Annotated in this window: 22 protein-coding genes and 1 tRNA gene; 8 read left to right on the forward strand and 15 right to left on the reverse strand. The window is 51.3% G+C overall.

Annotated features, from left to right (window positions below):
• Positions 1-19: 19 nt before the first annotated feature.
• The 3 genes from pdxA (at position 20) to gloA (ending at position 2,348) form a co-directional block, all read left to right on the forward strand.
• A complete protein-coding gene (gene pdxA / locus Hfont_RS13120; RefSeq protein WP_112992864.1) occupies positions 20-1,054 on the forward strand; it encodes a 4-hydroxythreonine-4-phosphate dehydrogenase PdxA in 1,035 nt (344 codons plus the stop codon).
• A gap of 36 nt (positions 1,055-1,090) precedes the next feature.
• Positions 1,091-1,858, forward strand: a complete 768-nt coding sequence (gene rsmA, locus Hfont_RS13125; RefSeq protein ID WP_112992865.1) for a 16S rRNA (adenine(1518)-N(6)/adenine(1519)-N(6))-dimethyltransferase RsmA — start codon at positions 1,091-1,093, stop codon at positions 1,856-1,858.
• Between the two features lie 88 nt (positions 1,859-1,946).
• Complete coding sequence (gloA, locus tag Hfont_RS13130; RefSeq protein WP_112992866.1) at positions 1,947-2,348, forward strand: lactoylglutathione lyase; 402 nt, start codon at positions 1,947-1,949, stop codon at positions 2,346-2,348.
• Positions 2,349-2,448: 100 nt separating this feature from the next.
• On the opposite strand, the gene Hfont_RS13135 is transcribed toward gloA, so the two are convergent.
• The 12 genes from Hfont_RS13135 to gdhA all read right to left on the reverse strand — a co-directional run bounded on the left by Hfont_RS13135 (position 2,449) and on the right by gdhA (position 15,445).
• Positions 2,449-3,351: a M48 family metallopeptidase gene (locus tag Hfont_RS13135; RefSeq protein WP_112992867.1), complete on the reverse strand. Its 903-nt coding sequence runs from the start codon at positions 3,349-3,351 to the stop codon at positions 2,449-2,451.
• Between the two features lie 15 nt (positions 3,352-3,366).
• Entirely contained in the window at positions 3,367-4,122 is a 756-nt protein-coding gene (locus tag Hfont_RS13140; protein ID WP_112992868.1) for a lysophospholipid acyltransferase family protein, read from the reverse strand.
• Positions 4,123-4,175: 53 nt separating this feature from the next.
• Positions 4,176-4,733: a D-glycero-beta-D-manno-heptose 1,7-bisphosphate 7-phosphatase gene (gmhB, locus tag Hfont_RS13145; RefSeq protein WP_112992978.1), complete on the reverse strand. Its 558-nt coding sequence runs from the start codon at positions 4,731-4,733 to the stop codon at positions 4,176-4,178.
• 39 nt (positions 4,734-4,772) lie between these two features.
• A complete protein-coding gene (gene glyS, locus Hfont_RS13150) occupies positions 4,773-6,875 on the reverse strand; it encodes a glycine--tRNA ligase subunit beta (RefSeq protein WP_112992979.1) in 2,103 nt (700 codons plus the stop codon).
• Positions 6,876-6,883: 8 nt separating this feature from the next.
• Complete coding sequence (gene glyQ / locus Hfont_RS13155) at positions 6,884-7,801, reverse strand: glycine--tRNA ligase subunit alpha (RefSeq protein WP_112992869.1); 918 nt, start codon at positions 7,799-7,801, stop codon at positions 6,884-6,886.
• 71 nt (positions 7,802-7,872) lie between these two features.
• Positions 7,873-9,429: an apolipoprotein N-acyltransferase gene (gene lnt / locus Hfont_RS13160; protein ID WP_112992870.1), complete on the reverse strand. Its 1,557-nt coding sequence runs from the start codon at positions 9,427-9,429 to the stop codon at positions 7,873-7,875.
• 45 nt (positions 9,430-9,474) lie between these two features.
• A complete protein-coding gene (locus Hfont_RS13165; protein WP_112992871.1) occupies positions 9,475-10,365 on the reverse strand; it encodes an HlyC/CorC family transporter in 891 nt (296 codons plus the stop codon).
• A 142-nt stretch (positions 10,366-10,507) separates the two neighbouring features.
• A complete protein-coding gene (ybeY, locus tag Hfont_RS13170) occupies positions 10,508-10,978 on the reverse strand; it encodes an rRNA maturation RNase YbeY (RefSeq protein WP_112992872.1) in 471 nt (156 codons plus the stop codon).
• Positions 10,965-12,017 (reverse strand): PhoH family protein, encoded by a 1,053-nt coding sequence (locus tag Hfont_RS13175; protein WP_112992873.1) that lies wholly within the window; start codon positions 12,015-12,017, stop codon positions 10,965-10,967. The genes ybeY and Hfont_RS13175 overlap by 14 nt, the downstream gene beginning before the upstream one ends.
• Positions 12,018-12,057: 40 nt before the next feature.
• Positions 12,058-13,410, reverse strand: coding sequence for a tRNA (N6-isopentenyl adenosine(37)-C2)-methylthiotransferase MiaB (miaB, locus tag Hfont_RS13180; RefSeq protein ID WP_112992874.1), 1,353 nt, complete (start codon positions 13,408-13,410; stop codon positions 12,058-12,060).
• 28 nt (positions 13,411-13,438) lie between these two features.
• Positions 13,439-13,801, reverse strand: a complete 363-nt coding sequence (locus Hfont_RS13185; RefSeq protein ID WP_112992875.1) for a hypothetical protein — start codon at positions 13,799-13,801, stop codon at positions 13,439-13,441.
• Positions 13,802-14,101: 300 nt separating this feature from the next.
• Positions 14,102-15,445: an NADP-specific glutamate dehydrogenase gene (gene gdhA / locus Hfont_RS13190; protein WP_112992876.1), complete on the reverse strand. Its 1,344-nt coding sequence runs from the start codon at positions 15,443-15,445 to the stop codon at positions 14,102-14,104.
• Positions 15,446-15,587: 142 nt separating this feature from the next.
• On the opposite strand from gdhA, the gene Hfont_RS15105 reads away from it, so the two are divergent.
• Positions 15,588-15,758 (forward strand): hypothetical protein, encoded by a 171-nt coding sequence (locus Hfont_RS15105; protein WP_162845912.1) that lies wholly within the window; start codon positions 15,588-15,590, stop codon positions 15,756-15,758.
• The gene (locus Hfont_RS13195) at positions 15,748-16,254 is read left to right on the forward strand and encodes a Dps family protein (protein ID WP_112992877.1); all 507 of its coding nucleotides are present in this window, start codon (positions 15,748-15,750) and stop codon (positions 16,252-16,254) included. The genes Hfont_RS15105 and Hfont_RS13195 overlap by 11 nt, the downstream gene beginning before the upstream one ends.
• Before the next feature lie 112 nt (positions 16,255-16,366).
• On the opposite strand, the gene Hfont_RS13200 is transcribed toward Hfont_RS13195, so the two are convergent.
• The gene (locus Hfont_RS13200) at positions 16,367-16,810 is read right to left on the reverse strand and encodes a universal stress protein (RefSeq protein ID WP_112992878.1); all 444 of its coding nucleotides are present in this window, start codon (positions 16,808-16,810) and stop codon (positions 16,367-16,369) included.
• Positions 16,811-17,028: 218 nt separating this feature from the next.
• Positions 17,029-17,098 (reverse strand) — tRNA-Met (locus tag Hfont_RS13205).
• 270 nt (positions 17,099-17,368) lie between these two features.
• Between Hfont_RS13205 and Hfont_RS13210 the strand changes: the two genes are divergently transcribed.
• Positions 17,369-18,277, forward strand: a complete 909-nt coding sequence (locus tag Hfont_RS13210) for a site-specific integrase (protein ID WP_162845913.1) — start codon at positions 17,369-17,371, stop codon at positions 18,275-18,277.
• 256 nt (positions 18,278-18,533) lie between these two features.
• On the opposite strand, the gene Hfont_RS13220 is transcribed toward Hfont_RS13210, so the two are convergent.
• Positions 18,534-19,652, reverse strand: coding sequence for a RelA/SpoT domain-containing protein (locus Hfont_RS13220; RefSeq protein ID WP_112992881.1), 1,119 nt, complete (start codon positions 19,650-19,652; stop codon positions 18,534-18,536).
• Positions 19,653-19,776: 124 nt separating this feature from the next.
• On the opposite strand from Hfont_RS13220, the gene Hfont_RS13225 reads away from it, so the two are divergent.
• On the forward strand, positions 19,777-20,478 hold the full coding sequence (locus Hfont_RS13225; protein WP_112992882.1) for a GIY-YIG nuclease family protein: 702 nt from the start codon (positions 19,777-19,779) through the stop codon (positions 20,476-20,478).
• Between the two features lie 728 nt (positions 20,479-21,206).
• A complete protein-coding gene (locus Hfont_RS13230; RefSeq protein WP_112992883.1) occupies positions 21,207-22,067 on the forward strand; it encodes a hypothetical protein in 861 nt (286 codons plus the stop codon).
• Positions 22,068-22,376: the final 309 nt, after the last annotated feature.

The raw sequence follows: 22,376 nt of genomic DNA on the forward strand, positions 1-22,376 counted from the left end.
GCCAAGGTTTGCGCGCACTGTGAGTAAGCGACCAACAATTGCGATTACGTGTGGTGAGCCGGCGGGTATTGGTCCGGAGATTTCAATTCGTGCTGCATGGGAATTACGTGCAGATGTAAAAAGCGTATTGATAGGCGATGCGGCGTTTTTATCCATGATCGCCGCCTCCATCAATCCGGATATTCATTTGTCTGCATTGTCCTTGCAGGCAGTGCGCAATAACGGTTTGCCAGCGTTCCCGCGCGATCAGATTGCAGTGATCGATTGTCCTCTCGCTGCACACGTTGTTCCTGGCAAGCTGGATGCGCACAATGGCCGTTATGTGCTGCAAACGCTGGACATTGCGATTGATGGTGCATTGCAGGGCTGGTTTGATGCGATCGTCACTGCGCCGCTGCAAAAAAGCACAATCAATGATGCCGGCGTGCCCTTCACAGGCCATACCGAATACCTGGCCGATAAAACCGGCACCAAACAAGTTGTGATGATGCTTGCGACGAATGCGACACCACAGCCCTTGCGCGTGGCTTTGGCAACGACGCATTTGGCTTTGAAAGATATTGCATCTGCGATTACGTTTGAAAGCCTGTCCGACATCATCGATATCCTGCATGCAGATCTGCAGAAGAAATTCGGCATTGCACAGCCGCGCATACTGGTAACTGGCTTGAATCCGCACGCAGGCGAAGGCGGCTATCTGGGACGGGAAGAAATTGACGTCATCACACCGGCATTGCAGGCAGCACAGGCCAAAGGCTACGATGTAAGCGGCCCCTATCCAGCGGATACACTGTTTCAACAAAAACTGCTGGCCAACGCCGATTGCGTACTTGCGATGTACCATGACCAGGGTTTGCCGGTATTAAAGTACGCCAGCTTCGGTTTGGGCGTCAATATCACACTGGGTTTGCCGATTATTCGCACTTCAGTCGATCACGGCACTGCGCTTGATCTGGCGGCTGCAGGCCTCGGTCAAGCTGATCATGGCAGCATGCTGGAAGCGATACGCGTTGCCGCACAAATGGCTGCCGCATCGAGAGCTTCTACCGAATAAACAAGCACTGATTTTTCAGTTAAAACTACACAATCAATGAAACATATTCCGCGTAAGCGCTTCGGTCAGAATTTTTTGACTGACGATGGAGTTTTGCACAACATCATCCTTGCAATCGATCCGCAACCGCAGGATACGATGGTCGAGATAGGTCCAGGCCTTGCTGCGATGACGCGTTTGTTGTTGCAAGGTGTGGATCAGATGCACGTAGTGGAACTGGATAGAGATCTGGTCGAACGCTTGAAAAAAACCTTCGATCCAAAAAAACTCATCATCCATTCTGCAGATGCTTTGCAATTCGATTTTTCCAGCATTGCGGTTCCTGCCGGCAGCAAGTTACGTGTAGTCGGCAATTTGCCTTACAACATTTCCAGCCCTTTGTTGTTTCATCTCGCAGAAATGGCGCCACACGTTCAAGACCAGCATTTCATGCTGCAAAAAGAAGTGGTGGAGCGCATGGTGGCCGAGCCTGGTAGCAAGACTTACGGTCGCTTGTCGGTGATGTTGCAATGGCGTTACAAAATGGAATTGATGTTTATCGTGCCACCGACTGCCTTCGATCCGCCGCCACGCGTTGAGTCAGCAATTGTGCGCATGATTCCGCTCGCGAATCCTTTGCATTGCGATCAGGAAAAGCTGGAGCAAGTTGTGCTGAAAGCGTTTTCACAACGGCGCAAGGTGATACGTAATTGCCTGGCAGGAATGTTTGTCGAAAGCGATTTGATCGAAGTCGGCATCGACCCGCAAATGCGCCCGGAAACCATTCCGCTCGCACAATACGTCGCGCTGGCCAATCGCCTTTAAGCTCACTTGGCGTTAACTCGCCTTCGGCAAAAAACGCACGATCAGCATAAAATAAGCACTTCATTCAATTCGTATTGCGGAGATACCCATGCGCATTCTTCACACCATGCTTCGCGTAGGCGACTTGCAGCGGTCCATCGATTTTTATACCAAGATACTCGGCATGAAAGTGCTGCGTCAGACTGAAAATCCTGAGTACAAATACACGCTGGCATTTCTGGGTTACGGCAGCAATCCGGATCACGCAGAACTGGAGCTGACCTATAACTATGGCGAGCACAGCTATGAAATGGGCACGGCTTATGGTCACATCGCCATTTCAGTCGACGATGCCTACAAGGCGTGTGCCGACGTGAAAAAATCCGGCGGCAATGTGACGCGTGAAGCTGGGCCAGTCAAGGGCGGCAGCACCGTGATTGCATTCGTTACCGATCCCGACGGTTACAAGATCGAATTCATCGAACGCAAAGACGACGAGCAGCCACACTAAAACCATGAAGGCATGCATATGCCTTCATGGATGGAAACAAGTTGGATGTACGTCACGAAGTGAAATAATGTGTGAAGCGATGCTGCGATGCCAGCATCGTTCAAAAGATGGGCAGCGTCTCCGGCGCATGATCGCGCAAGGCTTTTTTCGCAGCTGCAAACTCAGGAAATACCGATTGTACTGTGGCCCAGAATTGCGGGCTGTGGTTCATCTCGCGCAAATGCGAGAGCTCGTGTGCGATCACGTAGTCTATCAATGGCAAAGCAAAGTGAATCAGGCGCCAGTTCAAACGAATTTTCCCATCCGCTGTACAAGAACCCCACTGCGTCATCGCGGATGACAAGGCAAAGGACTGATAACTGACGCCAAGTTTTTCGGCGTAGATAGGCAGGCGTTCGGCAAAGACACGTTTGGCTTCCAGTTGCAGCCAGCCTTGTACTCTATCCTTCAATTGCTGTTCTGCTGCATCCAGAGGCAGGCATGCGCTTAATTCTTTTGATGTCGCATTGTACAGAATGCCGGCGCTCTGCGTTGCCAGTATGCGCAAGGTGATGTCACTGCCGAGGTAGGGCAGGGTGCCGCCGTCGCGCCATTCCATTTGCGGTTGCAGGCGTCGTGCAGAACGTTCACGTCGCTCATTCAGCTTGGTGAAAATCCAGCGCTGCTTTTCACAAATCGCGTTTTCGATTTCCGTCAGTGTTACCCATTTCGGCGCAGTGATACGCAAGCCGTCATCATCGATCATGAAGCCGATAGAACGACGCTTCGAGCGCACCAGCGTGTAATCCAGAGTGTGTTCGCCTACATGCACGCGACGCTTGCCTGTCGGTACAGGCTTGGCGACATCGGTGCTTGGAGGTGCGCTTGGCGGTAGCGATGATCCAGGCGAATGCTTAGGCGCGGGGTGATCTATTTTCGGTTGTGATGAAAAATCGGACGAAAAGAAATCAAGCTGCAGCGCAAGCTGTTGCGGATCAGGCGATGTGTGACGAAGCAGCTTCAAGGATGTGCGGGGCCGTTAAGGTTTTTGCGACGACTGGTCGCGATAGTCATCGGGTGAAATCACACGCATTTCCGATTCTATCCAATTTTCGACTTGCTGCATCAGATCAACGGCATTCAATCCTTCCGGCGAAATCGGCTTGCCGATAGATACAGTGACCAATCCCGGGTGCTTGATGAAGGAATTTTTCGGCCAGCATTTACCTGGATTCAAGGCGATAGGCACGACAACGGTATTGGTTTCTACCGCAAGACGTGCGCCGCCACCCTTGTATCGACCGCCCTGCCCGACAGGGGTGCGTGTGCCTTCCGGGAACATGATGATCCATTGACCATCTGCCAAACGTCTTCTGCCTTGCACGACGACTTGTGCAAACGCATCCTTGCCGCTGCTGCGATCGATAGGGATCATGCGCAACAAACCAAGCGCCCAACCGAAAAAAGGAACGTAGAGTAACTCCTTCTTGAACACGAATACCAGTGGCCGTGTCATTTTGCACAGCAGGAAAATGGTTTCCCATGCAGACTGATGTTTCGCTAACAAAATCACAGGTTGATCAGGCAGATTTTCGTAACCTTTGATTTCATAACGAATACCGCACAATACTTTTGCCAGCCAGATGATGAAGACGTTCCAACGCGAGGTAATGAAATACCGTTTGTTATATGACAAAGGCGCCGCCAGAAAACAGACAGGTGCCCATATCAAGGTAGCGACCAGCATTGCCAGTGCAAATAACAGCGAACGCAAAAACAAAATGGCACGTGACATTACAACTCCAGATTAAGTGCAAGACTAAAGGTAGCTATTTAGGGTGAGGCTATTCAAACAGCGTAATTGTGCGCGGGCGTTTTCAATAAATGATCGACGACGGCGGCAAGATTGGGGTAGCTGGTGGTGCCTGGCGGCAGTCCACCTTTTGCCAGGGTCTTTTCGCCTTTGCCAGTCAAGACCAGATAGGGCGCGCAACCGACCACAAAGCCCGCCTGCAGATCGCGTAGCGAGTCGCCTATCATCGGCAAGCCCCTCAGGCTGACATCGAAGCGCTTGGCTATCGTGTGCAACATGCCTGGCTGTGGTTTGCGGCAATCGCAACTATCGTCGGCGGCATGCGGGCAAAAGAATACTGCATCGATTTCTGCTCCCACCGATTGTGCTGCTGCATGCATCTTTTGGTGAATTGCATTCAACGCCATGATGTTAAACATGCCGCGCGCGATGCCTGATTGGTTGGTCGCGACGACCACACGATAGTCAGCTTGATTCAAACGTGCAATCGCTTCCAGCGAACCGGGAATCGGAATCCATTCATCGGGTGTTTTGATGAAGGTCTCCGAGTCCTGATTAATGACGCCATCTCTATCAAGAATAATCAGTTTCATCGGCTCGGCTTTCGGGATGGATGGCATGAGAGACTTTGATCAGTTCGCTAATCTTGACAGGTCGGCCACCTGGTTCATGGCTTGATGCAAGGTAGCGAGCAGGCCTAGACGATTATTGCGCAGCGCAGGATCTTCGGCATTCACCATCACGCCGTCGAAGAAGGCATCGACCGGTGTTTTCAATGCCGCCAATACCTGCAGCGAAGCACCGTAATCGCCGCGAGCGAATGCAGCATCTGCTTGCGGCTTGACGGTGATCAGTGTTTGATTCAATGCGACTTCCGCTGCTTCTGTCAGCAGTGCTGCATCAACTTTCGCTGCAACTTCGCCTTCGACTTTTTTGAGGATATTGCCGACGCGTTTGTTGGCTGCGGCAAGCGCTGGCGCTTCCGGCAATGCGGCAAATGCGCGTACTGCAGCGAGGCGGCTGGCAATGTCAGCCAGACGTTGCGGTTGCAAGGCGAGTACGGCATCGATTTCCTGCGCGCTATAACCTTGTTCGCGCAATGCGTTGGCGAGGCGATCGAAGATAAATGTCAGCAAGGCAGTGCGATGGTCATCGTTTAGTGCATTGAATGGTTTTTCTGCGGCGGCGATCAATTCATTGATGCCGATATCGAGTTTGCTTTCGATCAGCATCCGAATCACACCGAGTGCATGACGACGCAAGGCAAACGGATCTTTGTCGCCGGTTGGAACTTGTCCGATACTGAACAAGCCAACCAGGGTTTCCAGTTTGTCTGCCAGCGCGACTACCATGCCGACTGAATTTCGCGGCAATGTGTCGCCTGCAAAACGTGGTTTGTAGTGATCTTCAATCGCATCGGCGACGTCTGTTGCCAGGCCGTCATGCAGGGCGTAGTAACGGCCCATGATGCCTTGCAGTTCAGGGAATTCACCTACCATGTCTGTCAGCAGATCGGCCTTGGCCAATTGTGCTGCGACGTCGGCTTGTTGCGGATCGACGCCGAGCTTGGTCGCGATCGCTTGTGCAATCGCGCGTACGCGTGCAATGCGTTCGCCTTGTGTGCCGAGCTTGTTGTGATAAACGACTTTATCCAGACTGCTTACGCGCGAGGCCAAAGTCTTTTTGCGATCTTGATCGAAGAAGAATTTTGCATCGGCCAAACGCGGACGTACGACGCGTTCGTTGCCGCCGATGACAGTGCTGGCGTCGGCTGGACGAATATTCGAAACGATCAGAAACTTGTTACTCAAATTGCCTACGCTATCGAGCAGCGGGAAGTATTTTTGATTCGCCTTCATCGTCAGGATCAGACATTCCTGAGGCACTTCAAGGAATGTTTCTTCAAACTGACCGATCAAGACATTTGGACGCTCGACCAGGCCGGTGACTTCATCCAGCAAGTCTTCATCTTGAATCGGTGTCAGATTGCTGCCGGCTTCACTGGCTGCTGCAGCAAGTTGGCGCACGATTTCTGCGCGACGTTCTGCGAAGCTGGCGATCACTGCACCTTCGCTGACGAGTTGCTTGGCATAGCTGTCTGCGTCACGGATATACAGCGGATCGAGGCCGGCTTCAAAGCGATGGCCGCGTGTGATGTTGCCGGCGCTCAGGCCCAGTACAGAAACAGGTACGACGTCAGCGCCATACAGTGCGACCAGACCGTGCGCAGGGCGTACGAAGTTGACCGTGCTCCAGCCATCGGCCAGTTGATAGCCCATGACTTTAGGAATAGGCAGCTTGCCCAAGGTATCGTCCATGGCTTTTTGCAAGCCGTCCGGCAATGTAACGCCGGTGACGATGCTGTTGAAAAACAAGACCTCGGCTTTGCCGTCGGATTCGCGCTTCAAATCCGCGACTGCAGATTCGTTTGCGCCCAAGGCGGCCAGTTTCTTCAGCAGGGCCGGCGTTGCCTTGCCATCTGCAGTCAAGCCTACGCTTGCCGGCATCAGTTTTTGCATGACTTGCTTGTCATCCGCCTGCACGAGCACGTGCGTCAGATGCACGGCAAGTCGACGCGGTGAAGCGAAGTGCGTCAAGACACTACCATCGGAAAGCAGACCTTGTGCTTTCAACGATGCTTGCAGATTTTGTGCAAAAGCATCGCCGATTTTCTTCAATGCCTTTGGCGGCAATTCTTCGACGAAGAGTTCGACTAATAAATTTTTGTTATCCATGCTGTTGCTCATGCTGTTTCTTTTTCGATTTGAGCCAGCACTTCGGCGGCATGTTCAGGTTTGGCCATAGGGAAGCCGAGGCGGGCACGGCTGTCAAAATAGCTCTTGGCGACGCTGCGCGCCAGATTACGAATGCGGCCAATATAGGCAGCACGTTCAGTGACGGAAATCGCGCCGCGCGCATCCAGCAAGTTGAATGTGTGCGCAGCTTTCAATACCTGTTCGTAAGCTGGCAATGCCAGTTTGTTCTCGATCAGATTGAGTGCCTGTTTTTCATGTGCAGTGAAAGCGACGAACAGGAAATCGGCATCGCTGTGTTCGAAGTTATAAGTTGATTGCTCGATCTCGTTTTGCTTGTAGACGTCGCCGTAAGACAAGCCTTCTGTCCATTTCAAATCGTAGACGTTGTCGACACCTTGCAGATACATCGCGAGGCGTTCCAGGCCGTAAGTGATTTCACCGGTGATTGGTTTGCAATTGATGCCGCCGACTTGCTGGAAGTAAGTGAACTGTGTGACTTCCATACCGTTGAGCCAGACTTCCCAACCTAGGCCCCATGCGCCCAGAGTCGGGTTTTCCCAATCGTCTTCAACGAAGCGAATATCGTTTTGCTTGAGGTCGAAACCGAGTGCTTCCAGCGAGCCCAGGTACAGTTCAAGGATATTCGCCGGTGCCGGTTTCAATACGACCTGGAATTGATAGTAGTGCTGCAGGCGATTCGGATTCTCGCCATAACGACCATCTTTAGGACGGCGTGATGGCTGCACGTAGGCCGCTTTCCAAGGTTCAGGGCCAATGGCGCGCAGGAAGGTCGCAGTGTGCGAAGTGCCGGCGCCGACTTCCATATCGTAGGGTTGCAGCAGCGCGCAACCTTGCGCGTCCCAGTACTTTTGCAGCGTGAGAATGATTTGTTGAAATGTGAGCATCTTGTTTGAATTTTTGCATTACCCGGGGCGGGTAAGGGCAGGTTTGCCAAAACCCCAGATTTTACCGGGTTTTAGGGGTGATTAGTGTTTCTGCGCGTCAGATACCAGGCAGCGATCAGCAGCGCAAAAGCCAGCAATACGATGAATGCATTGCCGACGAAAACATACGGCGTGATGCCGCTGTAACCTTGCGCCGATGCAGTTAACACGCCGCGCTCAAAAGGTTTGAGTTGCGCGACGACCTTGCCGGTCGGATCTATGACGGCGGTGGTGCCGGTATTCGTGGAGCGCAACATGGTGCGGCCGGTTTCTATGGCGCGCATTTGCGAGATCTGCAAGTGCTGCGGCAAGGCGATCGAATCGCCAAACCATGCAATGTTGGAAACGTTCAGTAGCATGGTCGCTACCGGTTTGCCAGCGGCATCAGCGGCACGCAATTGGTTGGCAATTTCTTCGCCGAACAAATCTTCATAACAAATATTCGGCAAGACGGATTGATCCTTGACGGCGAAAGGCGCTTGCAATCCGGCGCCGCGCGTGAAGTCGCCGAGCGGGATATGCATCATGTCGACAAACCAGCGAAAGCCGAAAGGGATGAATTCGCCGAATGGCACCAGATGATGTTTGTCGTAGCGATACAGCTTGGGTATGGCGCGGCTGGCGGTTGTCGGCGCAATGCCGATCACGCTATTCGCATATTGCTGCGGTCCGTCGCTGACGGCGATACCGATGGCCAAATGACTGTTGGATGCGGTCGCAAACTCAGCCAGGCGCGGCAAATAATCTGTCGGTAATTGATGCGCCAGGAGCGGCAATGCGGTTTCCGGGGTGGCGATCAAATCAGCCGGCGCGGCGCGCATCATGTCTTCGTACAGCGTGAGCGTTACATCGGTCTGTTCATCGTCGAACTTGATTTCCTGCGGCACGTTACCTTGCAACAGACGCACTGAAATCGGTTCACCATGTGGTGTCGTCCAGTTGATGGATTTCAAACCAAAACCGGTGGCGAGTATGGCGACAATCAGGATGACTGCAGATTTTTTCGTTGGCAGTAAAACCAGGCAAGCGGCCAGCACCGCGGCCAGCCATCCCAATCCATACACGCCTATCAGCGGCGCATAACCGGCGAGCGGACTGCCGGTGTGTGCATAGCCGGACACTACCCACGGCAAGCCGGTTAATACCCAGCCGCGCAACCATTCTGACAGCAACCATAGCGAGGGAAAGACCAGCAACAGCAAGATAGTTCTGGATGCGTGTAGTCGCTGCTGGAACCACGCACCAACGCCAGTAGCCGCAGCGAAAAACGCACCCAGCAACAGCGCCAATAATGCCACTGCTAAGGCCGCCATCGGTGCCGGCATGCCGCCGTATTGATGCATGCTGATGTAGAGCCAATACACGCCGCACGCAGACCAGCCGAAACCGTAGGCCCAGCCTGTCAATGTGGCGGATTTGATGGAAGGTGCCTGCAATATCAAATGAAACAGCAGCGCGAGCGTGATGATTTGCAGTGGCCACCAGCCTACAGGGGCGAATGCAAAAACATTCAGCGCGCCGGCGAACAAGGCAATCACTGTTGCCTGTGTCGGAGCAAAACGAAGAGAGAGAAGAGTGCTCACGCGCATGAGCAGAAAATGACGAGAATAGAAAGTGTCACGCGCGTCACGAGGTCAACTATCAAGGGTTTCATCAGCAGTCGTCGCCGGCAGTTTTTCTACCAGCAAGACGTGGATCTGGCGTGCATCGGCGCGCAGTACTTCAAAGCGCAAATTGCCTATGTCGACGATCTCGCCCTTGTGCGGCATGCGAGCCAGATGATTGGTGACGAAGCCGCCTAGCGTATCGACGTCAGCACTGAAGATTTCAGTGCCCAGCTCTTCGTTGAACTGGGTGATTTCAGTCAGTGCTTTGACGCGCCAGCGTGGCCCATGTTCACCGGCTTTGATGGCGAGGATATTGTCCTCTTCTTCATCGAAATCGTATTCGTCTTCGATGTCGCCGACGATTTGTTCCAACACATCTTCGATCGTGATCAGGCCGGCTACGCCGCCGTATTCATCGACCACGACAGCCATGTGATTGTGTTTGGCGCGAAATTCACTGAGCAGCACGTTCAGGCGTTTTGATTCTGGAATGAAGACAGCGCTGCGCAGCATCTGACGTACATCGAAGGATTCTTCCGCGTAATAGCGCAGCAAATCCTTGGCCATCAAAATGCCGACCACATTGTCGCGTTCGCCGTCGACGGCAGGAAAGCGCGAATGTGCTGTCTCCAGCACCATAGGCATCCATTCCGCAATTGGCTTACTGATATCGACCACATCCATCTGCGCACGCGGCACCATGATGTCGCGCGCCGACAATTCGGAAACCTGAAAAACGCCTTCTATCATCGCCAATGCATCAGCGTCGATCAGATGCCGCTCATGGGCATCCTGCAGGATGGTCAGCAGCTCGGCGCGGCTGTCCGGTTCGGGCGCGATCAGCGCAGTCAGGCGTTCGAACAGCGAGCGATGCGGTTTGGCATCGCCGGATTTATCTTGGGGGGGAATGTCTTGCATAAGGCGAAAAGCCGTTGCGGGTGGTGGTTTCAACAGGGTTCAGGATACAACAAATATTCAAGATTCCAAAAATGTGAGCGATCACAGGCTGGTTTTACTCTGGCCTGCGCGTGAATGGCTCACATGACAAGGGCTCACACGATCATGATTCGATATAGGGGTTGGGAAAGCCGAGTGCGGCCAGCATTTCAATTTCCAGCGTTTCCATTTCTTCTGCCTCCTCGTCCGATTCGTGATCGTAACCTTGCGCATGCAGCACGCCGTGGATTACCAGATGCGCGGCGTGAAATTCCAGGGATTTATTCTGTTCCGCGGCTTCGCGCTGCAAGACGTCGGTGCACAGGATGATGTCTGCCTGAGTCGCATCATTTTCATCGAAGATGTCGTCTTCGTCCTCGTTATAGGCGAAGGTCAATACATTCGTTGCGTAATCCTTGCCGCGAAAATTGCGATTCAAGGTTTTCCCCTCGTCGGCATCGACGAAGCGCAAAGTGATTTGTGCCGGTGCCAGCAGAGCGGCTTTTACCCAGCGGCGCAATAGCGGGCGAGTAAGGATTTCCTGCAGACGCGGGTCTGGATACTGCACGGATAGAGAAAGTTTATTTTGCTGCATTTTTAATCGCTGTTTTGGAAGGTGCACGTTTCTTCGGTTGTTTGGTTTCATCGTAGGCATCGACGATGCGAGCCACGAGTGGATGACGCACCACGTCGGCGCTGCTGAAGCGCGTGAAAGCCAGCCCGCGGACTTCACCGAGTACGTCGATTGCTTCGACCAGGCCGCTCTTTTGATTTTGCTGTAAATCGATTTGTGTAATGTCGCCGGTGATGACGGCTTTACTGCCGAAACCGATACGCGTCAAAAACATCTTCATTTGTTCAGGCGTGGTGTTTTGCGCCTCATCCAGAATCACGAAAGCGTGATTCAGCGTGCGGCCGCGCATATAGGCCAAGGGCGCAATTTCGATTGCCTGTTTTTCAAACATTTTTTGCGTGCGGTCGTAGCCGAGCAAGTCATACAGCGCGTCGTACAAAGGACGCAGATACGGATCGATTTTTTGCGACAAGTCGCCGGGTAAAAAGCCCAGGCGTTCGCCGGCTTCTACTGCAGGACGCGTCAGGATGATGCGCTTGACGGCATCGCGCTCCAGCGCATCGACGGCGCACGCCACGGCCAAATACGTTTTGCCAGTGCCGGCGGGACCAACACCAAACGTGATGTCGTGATCCATGATCGCCTTCAGATACTGCAACTGATGCGGCGTACGGCCGCGCAAATCGTGGCGGCGAGTTTTTAAAACAGGCGCATCGGTAACGGATACTACGGCTTTATTTTTTGTCGTTTTCTTTGCTGCAGGAATAATCAGCTCAGGTTCTGCCAGGGCGGCACGCTGTTCAACCAATGCGAGTTGTACTTCTTCCAGCGGCACGATTTTGTCTGCCTGCCGATAAAACTGATCCAGAATCTCGACTGCACGCGCACCATTGTCACCGCTGACTATGAATTTTTCGCCACGGCGAAAAATCGTGACGTCCAGTGCGGCGGAAATTTGCCGCAGGTTTTCATCCATAGGGCCGCACAGATGCGCGAGGCGCTTGTTATCCAGCGGTTCGGGGACGAAGTACAAAGGTTGCACGACAGTTTTTGTTTTCAATTTTGGCTGAGTAAGTTTGGCGTGATTTGAATATGAAAAGTTATTGCTTGACGATGATTTCGCCACGCAATGTGTAGGCGTGCGATTGCGTGATGTTGACGTCAACCATCTGGCCTATCAGGCTATTGCCTTGTGGTCCTGAAGCAAAATTGACGACGCGGTTGTTTTCGGTACGGCCTTGCAATTCATTCTCATCTTTTTTGGATGGACCTTCCACCAGGATGCGCTGTACGGTACCCACCATTTCATTGCTGTAACGACGCGTGTTTTGATCGATCACGGCTTGCAGTCTTTGCAGGCGCTGGAGCTTGACCTCGTGCGGCGTGTCGTCTTCCAGATTGGCGGCCGGCGTGCCGGGACGCGGACTGAAAATAAAGCTGTAGCTGTTGTCGTAACCGATATCGTTTATCAATTTCATCATTGCTTCAAAATCGGCATCGGTTTCGCCAGGGAAGCCCACGATGAAATCGGACGAAATCGAAATATTCGGACGCACTGCGCGCAGACGACGCAGTATCGATTTGTATTCGAGCGAGGTGTAGCCGCGCTTCATTGCTGCCAGGATGCGATCCGAGCCGTGTTGCGCAGGCAGGTACAAATGATCGACCAGCTTCGGCACTTTGGCGTAAGTATCGATCAGACGTTGCGTAAATTCTTTTGGATGGCTGGTAACGAAGCGTATGCGTTCTATGCCTTCCATCTCGGCGATATATTCGATCAGCAAGGCGAAGTCGGCGATTTCGCCATCGCTTGAATCACGGCTCATTTTGCCGCGATAGGCATTGACGTTCTGTCCCAAGAGCGTGATTTCCTTCACGCCTTGTGCTTCGAGGCCGGCGACTTCTGCCAGCACGTCGTCAAAGTTGCGCGAGACTTCTTCACCGCGTGTATAAGGCACGACGCAGTAGCTGCAATACTTGCTGCAACCTTCCATGATCGATACAAACGCGCTTGCGCCTTCTACCTTGGCGGGCGGCATGTGATCGAACTTTTCAATTTCTGGAAAACTGATGTCGACTTGTGAATGGCCAGTCGAACGGCGCTGCTTGAGCATGTCTGGCAAGCGATGCAGGGTTTGCGGGCCGAACACCAGATCGACATAAGGTGCACGCTTGACGATTGCATCGCCTTCCTGCGACGCGACGCAACCGCCCACACCTATCATCAGGTCGGGTTTGAGCAACTTCAATTCACGCAGACGGCCGAGGTCGGAGAAAACTTTTTCCTGCGCTTTTTCACGCACTGAACAAGTGTTGAGCAGGATGACATCTGCATCTTCCGGCGTGTCGGTTTTGATCAAGCCATCGGACGCGTTGAGGACGTCAGCCATCTTGTCCGAGTCGTACTCGTTCATCTGGCAACCGAAGGTCTTGATGTATATCTTTTTTTGCATGACTTGCTTAATTTTTTACTTAATTAATTTACTGAAACTTTGAAACGGGCGCAGGTAGCGCCGCGGGCACAACAGGTTTAGGCGGCGCTTGTTTGGCCTCTTCTTCCGTCAATATCCACACGCGATCTATTTCACCACTTGCAATCTCGGTGTAATTCACAGGCAATTTGCTGCCGCGCAGCGCAGCCGGCATGTCTATCGTGTTGTTCTGATTCCAGATGCGGGCGCCGGCAGTCAGCGTGCGTGTTTTGTCATTGATGATGATCGCCGGAGCAACGGCCGGCGTCATCACGCCACGTTTTGCACCGGCCGGAAACGGTCGTTCAAACGCCTGTGCCGAGAAGCTCGTCACGGCGAAGGCAACACTGATCAGCAAAATTCTTGTCCGCATGGCAGGTTTCCATTATGGGTAAAAGAGGTGTTGCGGCAAAACGGCATGCGCAGAATGCGTGAAAATGATTTCCGACGGCAGATGGCAAAACTGCATGCAAACCAGCCTGAGTCGACGCGAAATGATGCGCATCCGGGTCATGCATTTTTCAATGCACAAGGAGCGTCATCATATCATGGCGGTGATGCCGGATAAGAATGGACGGACGTGAGTGAAGTGCGCTGATGATGAGGAGATGTTGCTGCGCACGAGCAATGATGAAGCAGGCTGCAGGTCGTGTGTCGACCTGCAGCCGTAAGCTTAAATTACGCCTTGCGCCAGCATTGCGTCGGCAACCTTGACGAAGCCGGCCACATTTGCGCCATTGACGTAGCTGACGCTGCCGTCAGCGCGGCGACCATGACGCAGGCAGGCGTCGTGGATATTGCACATGATCGAATGCAGACGGGTATCGACTTCGTCGCGCGACCATGAGAAACGCATGGCGTTTTGTCCCATTTCCAGTCCCGAGGTGGCTACACCGCCGGCGTTGCTGGCCTTGCCCGGCGCATACAGGACGCCACTGCTTTCGAAAATCCGCACGGCTTCTATCGTGGTTGGCATGTTCGCGCCTTCCGCCACGCAGATCACGCCGTTCTTGACCAGTGCATTGGCTGCATCGACGTCCAGTTCGTTTTGTGTTGCGCAAGGCAATGCAACATCAACCGGCACGTGCCATGGACTCATGCCGGCGTGGAATTCGACACCGGTACGTTGTGCGTAGTCGCTGACGCGGCCGTACAGATGGTTTTTGACTTCCATCAGGATGGCCAGTTTTTCCGGTTTGAAACCGTCGTTATCAACGATGGTGCCGCTGGAATCGGACACGGTGACTACTTTCGCGCCCAGCGACATCGCTTTTTCAACCGCGAACTGAGCGACATTGCCCGAGCCGGATACGCTGACGCGCATGCCGTCGAAGCTGAGCCCTTTTTGCTTCAGCATTTGCTCGGCAAAATAGACGGTGCCGTAACCGGTCGCTTCCGGACGCATCAGCGAACCGCCGAAGCTCAGGCCCTTGCCGGTGAAGACGCAGTCGGAGCGATTACTGAGTTTTTTCATCATGCCGGCCATGAAGCCTACTTCGCGCCCACCCACGCCGATATCGCCGGCAGGCACGTCGGTATCGGAACCGATATGACGGAACAGTTCGCTGGTGAAGGCCTGGCAGAAACGCATGACTTCGCCCGGGCTCTTGCCTTTCGGATCGAAGTCGGCGCCGCCCTTGCCGCCGCCCATAGGCAGCGTGGTCAGTGCGTTCTTGAAGGTTTGCTCGAAGGCCAGGAATTTCAGGATCGACAGATTCACCGATGGGTGGAAGCGGATACCGCCCTTGTACGGACCGATCGCCGAATTTTGCTGGATGCGGTAGCCGCGATTGACTTGTACGTTGCCGTGATCGTCAACCCACGATACCCGGAATATGATGATGCGCTCTGGTTCGACCAATCTATCCAGCAAGCCGTGTTCGGCATATTGAGGATGTTGTTCGATGAAAGGCCACAGGCTTTCCATGACTTCCGTGACGGCTTGTAAAAATTCGGGCTGGCCAGGATTGCGTTCAGAGACGTGGGCCAAAAAATCGTGAAGAGATTGGTATTTCATTGGAACCTTAAATTAGTGCGCAAAAATTGCATCCGGTATTTTGCACCAAAATGGAACGTTTTTTACGATTTCTTAACATTTCAATACCGAAAAACCCGTGCGGTATGAGCTTGCTAGAGGAGTTTAAATGCTGAGGAAATAGATGATGCGGATTGTCGCCATCCAGATGCTGGTGATCATTTTTTACGCCGAATTCAAGAGGGAGAGTTTTAATCGGGCGAGCATGCTCGATGATCACCCGGCACATATTGCAGAAAATCAAAGTATGATCATGCATACAAACCAACTTTTCGGAGCGCTACATGGCCACTAAAAAACCAAGTCCATCAACTCAAGTCACCAAGATCGACATCGGTATTTCTGAAAAAGACCGCGCCAAGATCGTACAAGGCCTGTCCGGTCTGCTGGCTGACAGCTATACGCTTTATCTGATGACCCACAATTTCCACTGGAACGTCAAAGGACCGATGTTCACCAGTCTGCACACCATGTTCATGGCTCAATACACAGAGCAATGGAATGCGCTGGATCTGATTGCTGAACGTATTCGCGCCCTGGGTTATCCGGCGCCAGGTACTTACAAGGAATTCGTCAAGCTGGCATCCATCAAGGAAATCGACGGCGTGCCAAAAGCGATGGACATGGTTCGTCATCTGGTCAATGCGCATGAAGCGACCGCCCGCACTGCGCGCGCCTTGTTTGATATCGTCGACAAGGCCAACGATGAGCCGACCGCCGATTTGCTGACGCAACGCCTGGACGTGCATGAAAAAACTGCGTGGATGTTGCGTAGCCTGCTGGAAGAATAATACCCGCGCGGAGCTATCCGCTCTATGCAAAAAATCCCTTGAGAGCCTGAATTCTCAAGGGATTTTTTTATTACTTGATGCCGCGCGCCGATTTTTCAGATTGTTAATGCTGTCAGCGAAATACCAGTACCGGTAGGGTCGAATGCGCCAATACCTTTTGCGTTTCGCTGCCGACAAACAGCTTGTTCAAACCTTTGCGTCCATGCGAGGCCATGAAAATCACATCGCAATTATTCTGTTCTGCTGCGCGCACGATTTCTTCATACGGACTGAAAGACAGGGCGACTGCAGTCTTGCATGTCACGCCCTGAGCGCGGGCAAGCACCGCTGCCTTGTCAACATTATGCTGTGCGATTTCCTGCGCTTTCTCGTCATAGGCAACCGAGTCCATTGGAAATACGCCTGTTCCTTCAACCAGTGCCGAGTACACATACGGCTCGGCGACGCAGAGCGTGACGAGCTCGCCGTTCATGGCTTTGGCAAACTCTATCGCGGCATTGATGGCTTTGTCGGATAAGGGCGAGCCGTCTGTTGGTACGAGGATTTTCTTGAACATGGTTTTCTCCTGTGATTGGAAAACGTGTGATTACCTGACCATGATATGCCTGCGCGCCCGGGCGCGAACTTGTTCCAGATCAAAAAACGGCTGCTTAGGCAGTCAGCGCTGCCTCAAGTGCAGAGGGGGTACTGAAATGCTGCAGTACGGAAATACGTCGGGCAACAAAAAACCCGCGCTCTCGTGAGAGGAACGCGGGTTTATGCATTTCTTGTTCTTGGTGGTGATAGGTGGATTTGAACCACCGACCCCAGCATTATGAGTGCTGTGCCATAGCGTGTGAGCGATTGAAATAATCCATTTAAATCAATAGCTTGCGCGGAACGCTCCGCTTTCCCAGTATGTTTGCTCAACTCTATATCAACTGGCTGATTATAGATGGGTGAAACAGTGGCTAATATTACTGAGCGTAAGGGTAAGTATCACGTCCGTGTTTATCGAAAAGAAGGTGCCGTGTGTAAGTCTTTCATATTACGGAAGGACGCACTGGCTTGGGCAAGACAGGTTGAATCAGACATTCAATCGGGTCGGTGGCGCCCCCCAAGCGCAAATAACGCAATGACGTTAAAAGAAGCTCTGAACCGGTACAGCGCCGACGTGACGGTCGCTAAAAAGGGTGCGGCACAAGAGACTTACGTTATCCAGGCAATCATCAGAGATCGCTTGTCAGCGTCCCCTTTGCTATCTATTAAGCCTGTGGACATTGCTTCACTACGTGACAGGTGGCTTGCAACACTCGCTCCCGCCACAGTACGTCGGCGTTTGGCTATCCTTTCACATTGCTTTGAAATCGCACACAAAGAGTGGGCGATTGAAGTCACCAACCCATTGCTTTCGATTCGAAAGCCTACTGTCAGTAACGGGCGTAATCGCCGCTTGCTGCCAGGCGAACTGGAGGCGGTACTCAAAACATCAAAAAGCGCGGAGTTGTCGCCGATCGCCCACTTGGCGGTAGAGACCGCCATGCGTCTTTCCGAGATAATCCAACTTCAATGGTGTGACGTGAGTTTGGCGAAACGTTTTATCTCATTGAAAGATACGAAAAATGGAACCGGTCGTGTTGTTCCATTGAGTCCAGAGGCAGTGGCAATTTTGCAGCGGCTGCAACCACGATCTGAGGGCGCTTTATTTAGATCAAATGGGGCTGTGATTAGTAAAGCTTGGCGAAGGGCGCTGACGGGCGCATACAGCCTTTATAAAAGGCAATGTGTTGAGTCCGGTAGTGCGCTACTAGCTGGATATTTGAGCGATCTGCACTTTCATGATTTGCGACACGAAGCAACGAGCAGATTGTTTGAAAGAGGAGTATTTGGCACGATGGAGGTGGCGTCAATTACTGGTCACAAAACGCTACAGATGCTCTCACGTTACACCCATCTCAATGCCACTCTTCTAGCTGAGAGATTGGCACACTCTTCGAATCAAAGTGCAGTTGTTGCAGACGCCGTTAGGAAAGGAGATGTGTGATGTGGGACATGATTTTAACGATCTCAAAGGATCGTCAGCATTACGCCAAAATATCGTTACAGCGTGACTATGATGTCGCCGTCGCACAGGCAAGGGATTTCGTAAGACGTTTTCCGGAGTCAGAAGGTTTCAGGGTGACACTATATCGATATCGGAACGATGGGGAGCCTATTGCATTCCAGGATATCGCTAAGGTTTAGTCGTGACGATGGGAGCCGTGTGAAGCATGCTGGCTGATAGCCCGTTCGCTATCGGCCTATTCAGGGATTCTTGGGCGCTTATCGCTCGATAACCCCAAGAGAATTCTCTTGATCCAGTTTGGATTGGCGTATTCGTGTCGCGCAATGATGGTGTTTAAATGTTGGACAAACTTGTGAGCATCAGCGAAATAATTTGGATACGCTTCTTTCAGGCTGCTTAGTGAGTGTGTTGATACCAAGGCGACAATAACCTCAGGATTGTTTGCACTACTTCGTTCCTTTTGCAAATATTCGTCCAGCGCATTAGTGTATTCAGGAATGCCAAAGAAGTCATACCGAAGAGTTTTTTCGCGTGTATCGATAGATATCAAGTAATAACCTTCTACCCATTTAATACCTTCCTCATCCAGGATGCGAAGAGATGTATTGTAAGCCTCGAACTTGTCGAGAACGGCCAGCTTTCTTGCTAGGCGAGCTACTTCGGCACAGCTCTCCATGTGGGATTCATCATTGATAACGACACCATCCAGTTCCGAGAATGCTTCACCTGCGGCTGAGAAAAAATTCAACCAATCCGGCCTGCCATCATCATTTTTTAATGCCTGCTTTGTGAATAAATCAATGATTTCTACAGCGGTTGCCCAAGCATGCTGTACTTCGGTGCGCAGCTGGATTTCTATAACGAAAGCAGTATTCCCCTGTTCTCCAGGAAACTTGCCGATCATATGAACGCCGCGGTATCCATCTTTCTTCGGCGTTTGAATATAGTCACGTTCACGATATATTCCACGCGTTTTAAGAGCGCGTCGCACTTTGTTAACATGACGCAAAGACCTAAGCACAACTCGGCATCCTCCGACATCTTGCATATTTTGAAGTAGCATGCCGGACTCACGGTTCAGCTTGGCAATTATCGATGGCGTACGCTTTAATCTTTTAGCGATAATCGCTGCTTTGTCCTTTTGAGTCACGACAGCTAGTTCAGAAACAGCATGGTCGAGCGGGGTAATATGGCACGCGCGCCAATACGACAACGCCTTGAGCGCTTCGAGATGCGCATCAGGGTTGTCGATAGAAATACTGGTTTTTTTAAGAGTCTCTCCTGCTCGCCCGACAGCCGTTTTGGAATAGATGGAGCTTGATTTCTCGATTATTTTTTCCGCAGCTTTTTTCATCAATCAGACAATTTTTGAATTAGGCGTTCATTCTAACAAGATCGGGCTGGCCGATTAAAATTGCACGTAGCGAACTTGATCAAATCAATTGATTTTTTCTAATCAAAATATAAAAGAAGAGTAAATGAAAACCTTGCCCATCGAGTTCGAACCAACGGCCTCATTCTGCTATAAGTTCGCTCGGTATCACATGCTCCCAGAACTCGCATTAGAACCTGAAGCGACTTCCGGCGAGCCATTCAAACTAAACCTGGTGATTAACAGAGTCATCGCTAGATATTTCTCAGAACAGGAATTAAACCTTAGCTATCCAGCTCGTGATGCAGAGGGAAAAATGCATCAGGTCGGGAGTGCGTTGAGATTTTTCGCCTCGCATAGAGCCAAGATTGGACCAGAATCTCCGTTTGTGTGGTTGGGGCAGTCGGGAATGTATCGTCTCAAATCCGATGTAGAGTTCACGCAGGAGGCGGTTGCAGATGAAGATGAGGCAATCGAAGAACAGGTTGATATAGAACATCGTGGCTGGCTTTACGCTTTTTCATTCCCCGCAATTAAAAAAACTGTTGATCCATTTCCTATAAAAATCGGGTTCACTGGTGCCGCCGATGTCGAAACGCGTGTCTTTGGACAGTGCAAGGGTTCTGGTTTTTTTGAAAAACCAGAAATTCTCGGACGTTGGCAAGTAACACGAGTTACCCAGATAGAAAGCGCTGTTCATGCTGTTCTTAAGGCTAGAGGTCGTTGGATAGAAGATGCACCGGGATGTGAGTGGTTTACGACAACTGTGAGCGAAGTGCAGTCAATTGTTGAGTTTATTGAGACGTAGTCGCGGTCACTTGAATTGGACTATCAGTGGCATCAGTACGTATTGTTCAAAAGGGTGGACTACCAGACCTGGCAATTAATTTTGCGTAGGGTTGTGCGCTTTCCAATATAGAGCCGATGATACCTTCACAAAAAGCCTGCTTCCATAACGGACGCGGGCTTTTTGTTTGCTCAATCATGAAGATGCGAAGGGCAATCGTAATAAGGGACGTCGAGGTCAGCGCAATAGCTTTTTTAAGGTAATTTGCAGGTTATTTTTTCGTCAGAAATCGACACAAAATCAGGTTGTATAAGAATGCATCGTAAGTATCTGATTTGTATGAAAAAACATCGATAATTTGTGACGAGTAGTGTAGTACGGGAAGCCGACCAATTTGGAGGTTTTTCTCGTCACATTCTAAGCACACGAAGTCCTAGGAATATAAGGTTTCATTAGTAGGCTATGAGTCCGTCATTCCAGGTTTGCCAAGACATATCCTTATACAAACGACCCATCTCCATCCAAGCTCTGACGCATACCTTTCGGACATATGTAGTCGCTAAGCGACGCCTGAATTCAGTCTCGCTTTGGCAAAAAATCCCCCATAAAAATCTTTTTAAGTTCGTAACCTACTGAATTAAAAGAGATTTTTTCATCGAAAATTGCCAACACAAAGCCTAAATTCGCTTAGTAGCATATGGCGGCTGCCAAATTTAGGCAGTTGCGCACGCCAACTACAGGAGGGTTATATGACACACGAAAATATCAACGAATTGAAGCCGGTGAATGGGATGGCTAACGCCAGCACAGCAAATAATAGTTTTATCGGCGCCGCCACCCCGCTGCTTAGCAAGGTAAGGAGTAAGACAAACGGCGCGCTGGAAGAGGTTCTGGACACGATGGTCAATAAGCGTTCGAGTTCTACAAAAAAACTGTGGGATTACACAGCCATTCGCTCGTTTGTATGCGCTATTAACTTGGTGATGAACGAGCGTGGTTTGAGACCCCCCCGCTTCCGAGAGTTGCGGAAGGTGCCATTCAAGCGTAGACCAGCTTCTTTTTCAACCGTAAAAGTTCCCGGCGTGCCTAATCCATCCTTGCTTACGCCAGAACAAGAGCTGTTGAGTTCAGATCGAAAAATGATTGATCTTCACTGGTTGTATGCACAAGGAAAGCGCGACAGGGTAAAGGATCGGACTTACCGTGATCTCTTTGATCAGCCTGAATTTGATTTTGAACTTGCAGCTGAATTCCTGGCTAATGATTGGACATCGGAAGCACGAGTCAACTCAATTTTTAAACTTACCGATGTAGAGCAATGGCAATTGGCGTCGCTTGTTTCTAATTCAATACAGAAACAGTGGCAGAAGATCGACGACCAGGCACTTAATGTCGATAGAATTTTGCGCAATCATGCGTTGATCCGTCCACAACTTGCTGCCGATGTTAAAGACTTCAAATACTTGTGGGTTGCCAATGAAATTGCTGGTGGCACTTCGCAATCATTGGTGGCGAGGGTCTTGGGATGGCAGAAGGGAGAGCCTCCGCTTTCTGCTTCAACGATCTCAGCCAAGCTGAAGAAAATGAAAAGATGGACTGTGGCTAGGTAATTCCTAGTGTCGGCTGCTGCTGGCCGAAACAATTCGTATGTGGGCCTATATAACTAATTGATATCTATGAATAAAGGCTCACTCCGTGCTTATTTCTGTGGCTATAGGTTTATAAGTTAATAGGTTTGTAGGTTTATACGTTTTTAAGTTAATACGTTTATATTTTTAGGCGACCTGCGGCGCTAGGCGACTAGCGTCGCCTCAACACCAATTTACTTTAATTTTCAAATCTATAGCGGAATGGAAGCAGTTTCGGAAATTAGATAACTAAATTGTAAGGACGTTTGTATCCATGCCGGCTCCCGCGCT

The organism is Herminiimonas fonticola (assembly GCF_003293745.1).
GTDB classification, from domain to species: domain Bacteria; phylum Pseudomonadota; class Gammaproteobacteria; order Burkholderiales; family Burkholderiaceae_D; genus Oxalicibacterium; species Oxalicibacterium fonticola.